At 74.7% G+C, this 4,386-nt stretch carries 4 protein-coding genes; all 4 read right to left on the bottom strand.

The features are described 5' to 3' along the window. The coding region (locus AOK09_RS17505; protein WP_157875929.1) for an alcohol dehydrogenase catalytic domain-containing protein at positions 1–881 on the bottom strand (881 nt) is incomplete at its 3' end. Positions 882–1,032: 151 nt separating this feature from the next. Then, positions 1,033–1,998 carry an SDR family NAD(P)-dependent oxidoreductase gene (locus AOK09_RS17500; RefSeq protein ID WP_055588146.1) on the bottom strand — a complete coding sequence of 322 codons (966 nt, stop codon included), beginning with the start codon at positions 1,996–1,998 and terminating at the stop codon, positions 1,033–1,035. A 258-nt stretch (positions 1,999–2,256) separates the two neighbouring features. Further along, the gene (locus AOK09_RS17495) at positions 2,257–3,414 is read right to left on the bottom strand and encodes an AI-2E family transporter (RefSeq protein WP_245687336.1); all 1,158 of its coding nucleotides are present in this window, start codon (positions 3,412–3,414) and stop codon (positions 2,257–2,259) included. A 145-nt stretch (positions 3,415–3,559) separates the two neighbouring features. Next, positions 3,560–4,234, bottom strand: coding sequence for an HAD family hydrolase (locus AOK09_RS17490; protein WP_055588145.1), 675 nt, complete (start codon positions 4,232–4,234; stop codon positions 3,560–3,562). Positions 4,235–4,386: the final 152 nt, after the last annotated feature.

Here is a 4,386-nt window from a genome sequence, read left to right as displayed (position 1 = left end):
TGGTGCGGGAGCTCACCGACGGGCGCGGACCGGACTCCGTGGTCGACGCCGTCGGCATGGAGGCGCACGGCGGACCGATCGCCAAGGTCGCGCAGCAGATGACCACCATGCTGCCGGACGCGGTGGCCGCGCGGATGATGGAGCACGTCGGTGAGCTCCCGCACCAGCTCGACGGTCCGCTTGCCGTGCTCCGACAGGTCGATGGTGTGCACGCCGTGTGCGGCGGCCCGCTCCAGCCGCTCGGGGACCAGGTCGATCCCGATCACCGTGCCGGCGCCGCGGTGCGCCGCGATCCGGGTGCACATGTCGCCGATCGGACCGAGGCCGAGCACGGCGATGCTGCCGCCGGGCGGTATGCCGGCGTACTCCACCGCCTGCCAGGCGGTCGGCAGGACGTCGGAGAGGTAGACGAAGCGGTCGTCCGGGGGCCCGTCGGGGACGGGGATGGGCAGCGTGTTCCCGAACGGCACCCGCAGGTACTCCGCCTGCCCGCCCGGGACCTGCCCGTACAGCTTGGTGTAGCCGAAGAGAGAAGCGCCCGTCCCGTGCTGGTGGACCTGGGTGGTCTCGCACTGGGAGTGCAGCCCCTGCCCGCACATGAAGCAGGTGCCGCAGGAGACGTTGAACGGGACCACGACCCGGTCGCCCGGCCGCACCGCCGTCACCTCCGGACCGGCCTCCGCCACGACGCCCATCGGCTCGTGGCCCAGGATGTCGCCGGCGTCCAGGAACGGGCCGAAGAGCTCGTACAGGTGCAGGTCGGAACCGCAGAGACCGGTCGAGGTCACCTTCACGATGACATCGGTGGGGTCCTGGATCCGGGGGTCGGGGACCGTCTCGACCCGTACGTCGCGCTTCCCTTGCCAGGTCAGTGCCTTCATGGCGCCTCCCGAGGTGCCATCGGGGCTGTTTCCGGTCACGGTGCGCCTCTCCGGCCCGCCCGCCCCGAAACGGAATGCGGCCCGCCGGACGGAGAACGCCGGGGCCGGCGGAGCGGGCACCGCGCACCGGCCGGACCGCGTGCGGGAGGGGTCAGGCGGGCTCGTTGTGCCGGCGGGCGGCCCGGTCCCCGGCCGTGGTGAGCACGCCCACCAGCCGCGAGCCGAGCCGGCGGGCGGCCTCGGCGCCCCGCGCACGGTCTCCCCCGTCCCCGCCCTCCCCGGGCAGCAGCCGGGCGGCCAGTCCCAGCGTGCGGGTGGTCGTCGCGGGGGCGATCCCGTGGGCGCGTACGGCGATCTTCGCGACGGGCGTCAGCACCAGCTCGGCACGGCGGCGCTCCGCGGCCCGGACGATGCGCCGGGCCGCCCGCCCGGCGTCCATGGAGAGCCCCGGCAGTGAGGCCGCCGGCCCGAACCAGGCGTACTCCTGCTCCGGGCGGCCGGCGAACTCGGCCGCCAGGTGCGACCCGGTCCGCATCAGGCCGGGCACCACCGTGGTCACGGAGACGCCGTCGGCGGCCAGCTCGGCCCGGAGCCCCTCCGAGAGGCCCGCGGCGGCGAACTTCGCGGCGTCGTACGGCAGCAGGTGCGGTGCGGCGATCCGGCCACCGATCGAGGTCACATTGACCACCCTGCCCCGGCGGCGTTCTCGCATCCCCGGCACCACCGCGAGCACCAGCCGCAGAGGTGCGAAGAACATGGTCTCCATCGCGGACCGGAAGTCGGCCTCGGTCATCGCCGCCACCGGGCCGACCTGGATCTCCCCCGCGTTGTTGACCAGGATGTCCACCTCCCGGCCGGACGAGCGGGCCGCGGCGACGAGGCGGTCGGCCGTCTCCGGGTCGGTGAGGTCGGCGGCCACCTCGGTCACCGGGGCACCCCGCGACCGCAGCTGCTCCGCGCTGCGGTGCAGCGCCTCGGCGTCGCGGGCGCAGACCACCAGTGCGCATCCCCGGTCGGCCAGCTCCCGGGCGATCAGCAGTCCCAGTCCCCGGGACGCGCCGGTCACCACGGCGGTCTGCCCGGCGAGCGGGGACTCCTGGGTGCGGCGTCCGTTCATGGGTGCCTCCGGTGGTGCAGGGCCCGGCGGACGCCGGACGGTCGGCTGCGGGACGCGTGACGGGGCGGGCGGTCGGGGCAAGTTCCCGGCCGTGCCGGATCGGGCGCGGCGGGGATGCGCCCCACCCGGCGCCACCCGGTTCCTTCTGCCCGGTATCGGCTGCGGTAGCCCGGTCCCGGTGTCGCAGCGGGCGGCCGGGCCGGGGCCGGCCCCGGCGCGGCGGCCCCCGGTCGGCGGACCCCGCTCAGTGGCCCCCGGTCAGTGGCGCTCCGTCCGGGGGAAGACCACCTCGTCGAGCACCAGCCCCAGCGCGGCCGCCAGGGGCACCGCGATCAGTGCCCCGACGATGCCCAGCAGCGCTCCGCCCACCAGCACGGCCAGGATGGTGACCAGGGGATGCACCGCCACGGCGTACCTCATCACCCGGGGCACGATCAGATAGTCCTCGGCGACCCGGAAGGCCACGTAGAACGCCCCGGTCGCCAGCGCCGTCGGCAGCGAGACGACGAGCGCGACCAGTGAGACCACGACACCGCCGACGGTGGAGCCGACCACCGGGATGAGATCCATGATCGCCACAAAGACACCGAGCAGCGCCGGATAGGGCACACCCCAGCCCACCAGCCAGAGGAAGGTGGCGATCCCCGCGATCGCCGAGGTGGCCACATTGGCGAGCATGTAGCGCCCGGTGCGGTTGAGGACCTCCTCCGCGAGTGCGGTCACCCGGTCCCTGGAGCTGCTGGGTGTGAACCGGTAGCCGAACTCCTTGATGGTGGGGAGGCCCGCCAGCAGGTACACCGTCATCGCGCAGACCGCAGCGATGGCGAACACCGAGTCCAGCAGCAGCCGCCCCACCCCGAGCACTCCCCCGACCAGCACCGAGCTGTTCCGGCCGCCGAGCTGCTCCACACGGCTGAGCAGGTGGTAGCGGTCCTCCAGCCGGCCCAGGGCGGAGTGGCGGTCGTGCAGCTGCCGCAGCCAGTGCGGTACGGCCTTGACCAGCGCGCTCACCTCACTGGTCAGCGGGGGCAGGGCGAGCGCGACAAACCCCCCGGCGAGGCCCAGCAGCGCCAGCAGGACCACCGTCACGGCCCATCCCCGGCGCAGGCCCCGCCGGATCAGCCAGGAGACGGCGGGCTCGAGGCTGATCGCGACGAAGGCCGCGAGCAGCGTCAGCACCAGGATCTCCCCGGCCCGCAGGATGATCCGGACCAGGTAGTAGGCCAGCAGGGCGCCCAGGCCCAGCCGGAGGCCGACGGTGAACCACGCCCGCGACCCCCGGGGTGCGCGCGCACCGGAGTGCCCCCCGGATGTGCCGGCGCTCCCGGGACGGGACCGGCCCCGGGCGGCCGAGCTGTGGGTCCGGCGCCGGTTGTGCGCACCGCGTCGGGGCCGCTTCTCGGGTTCGGTCGGCACTGGCACTTCCCCTGTCGAAGTCGAACTCCGATCGAAGCACCAAAAGGCCGCCCGGCCGCACCTGTCCTCGGCCGACCGGCCCAATCCCCTTCACCGGTTCCGCGGCCCGCCGCGGATGCCCACAGCGACAGAGCCGGGTCGCCCGTCAGCCGCGGCCGGGGCCCCGCAGCCGGCTGCCGTCCAGAGCGGCCAGCAGCTCCGCTGTGTCCGAGTACACCTCCACCGCGCCCTCCCCGCTCAGCTCCGCCGCGCAGAAACCACCCGACTCCACGCCCACGCAGGGCACTCCGGCGCGTCCGGCCGCCCGCACGTCCCAGACGGTGTCGCCCACGAACACGGCACGATCACCAGGGCACCCCGCCTTTTCCAGCGCGACCTGCACCAGGTCCGGGGCGGGCTTGCTGGCCGCCACGTCGTCGGCGGTGGTGGCCGCGTGGATCACCTCCCGGGCGTCCAGGACCCCCAGCAGCACCTCCAGTTCCCGCTGCGACGCCGAACTGGCCAGGACCACCCGCAGGCCGCGCTCCGCGCAGGCGTACAGCAGGTCCCGGGCGCCCGGCAGCGGTCTCAGCACGGGCCACCACTGCGCGTACAGACTGGTGTGGGCGGCTTCGAGCTCGCCGTCCTGCGCGCGGTCGCGGTCCGGCAGCAGATGGTCCAGCAGCTGGTCGGCGCCCATGCCGATGCTGCGCTGCACCTGGGGCATCGCCACATGGTGCCCGTACTGCCGCAGCGCCTCCCACCACGCCACCGTGTGCAGACAGGTGGTGTCGACCAGGGTGCCGTCCACATCGAAGAGCACGGCTGCGGCTTCGGACACGGTGGCGTCTCCTCACTGCCGGTACGGGAGAAGGTGCCCGGGACGGGCTGCCCGCCGCCTACCCGGGGCCCGCGCCGCCACACCGTCGCCCCGGCCGCGGGCGTCCCGCGGCGTGCCTGGCCGAGCCGCCCGCCGGCCCGGACCGCCACCCC

This window comes from Peterkaempfera griseoplana (assembly GCF_001418575.1).
GTDB classification, from domain to species: domain Bacteria; phylum Actinomycetota; class Actinomycetes; order Streptomycetales; family Streptomycetaceae; genus Peterkaempfera; species Peterkaempfera griseoplana.
This window is presented reverse-complemented; position numbering and strand designations above follow the sequence as displayed.

Excerpts from the sequence above, each read along its gene's own strand:
- AOK09_RS17500 (WP_055588146.1), bottom strand. The coding sequence starts at position 1,998 with ATGAACGGACGCCGCACCCAGGAGTCCCCGCTCGCCGGGCAGACCGCC.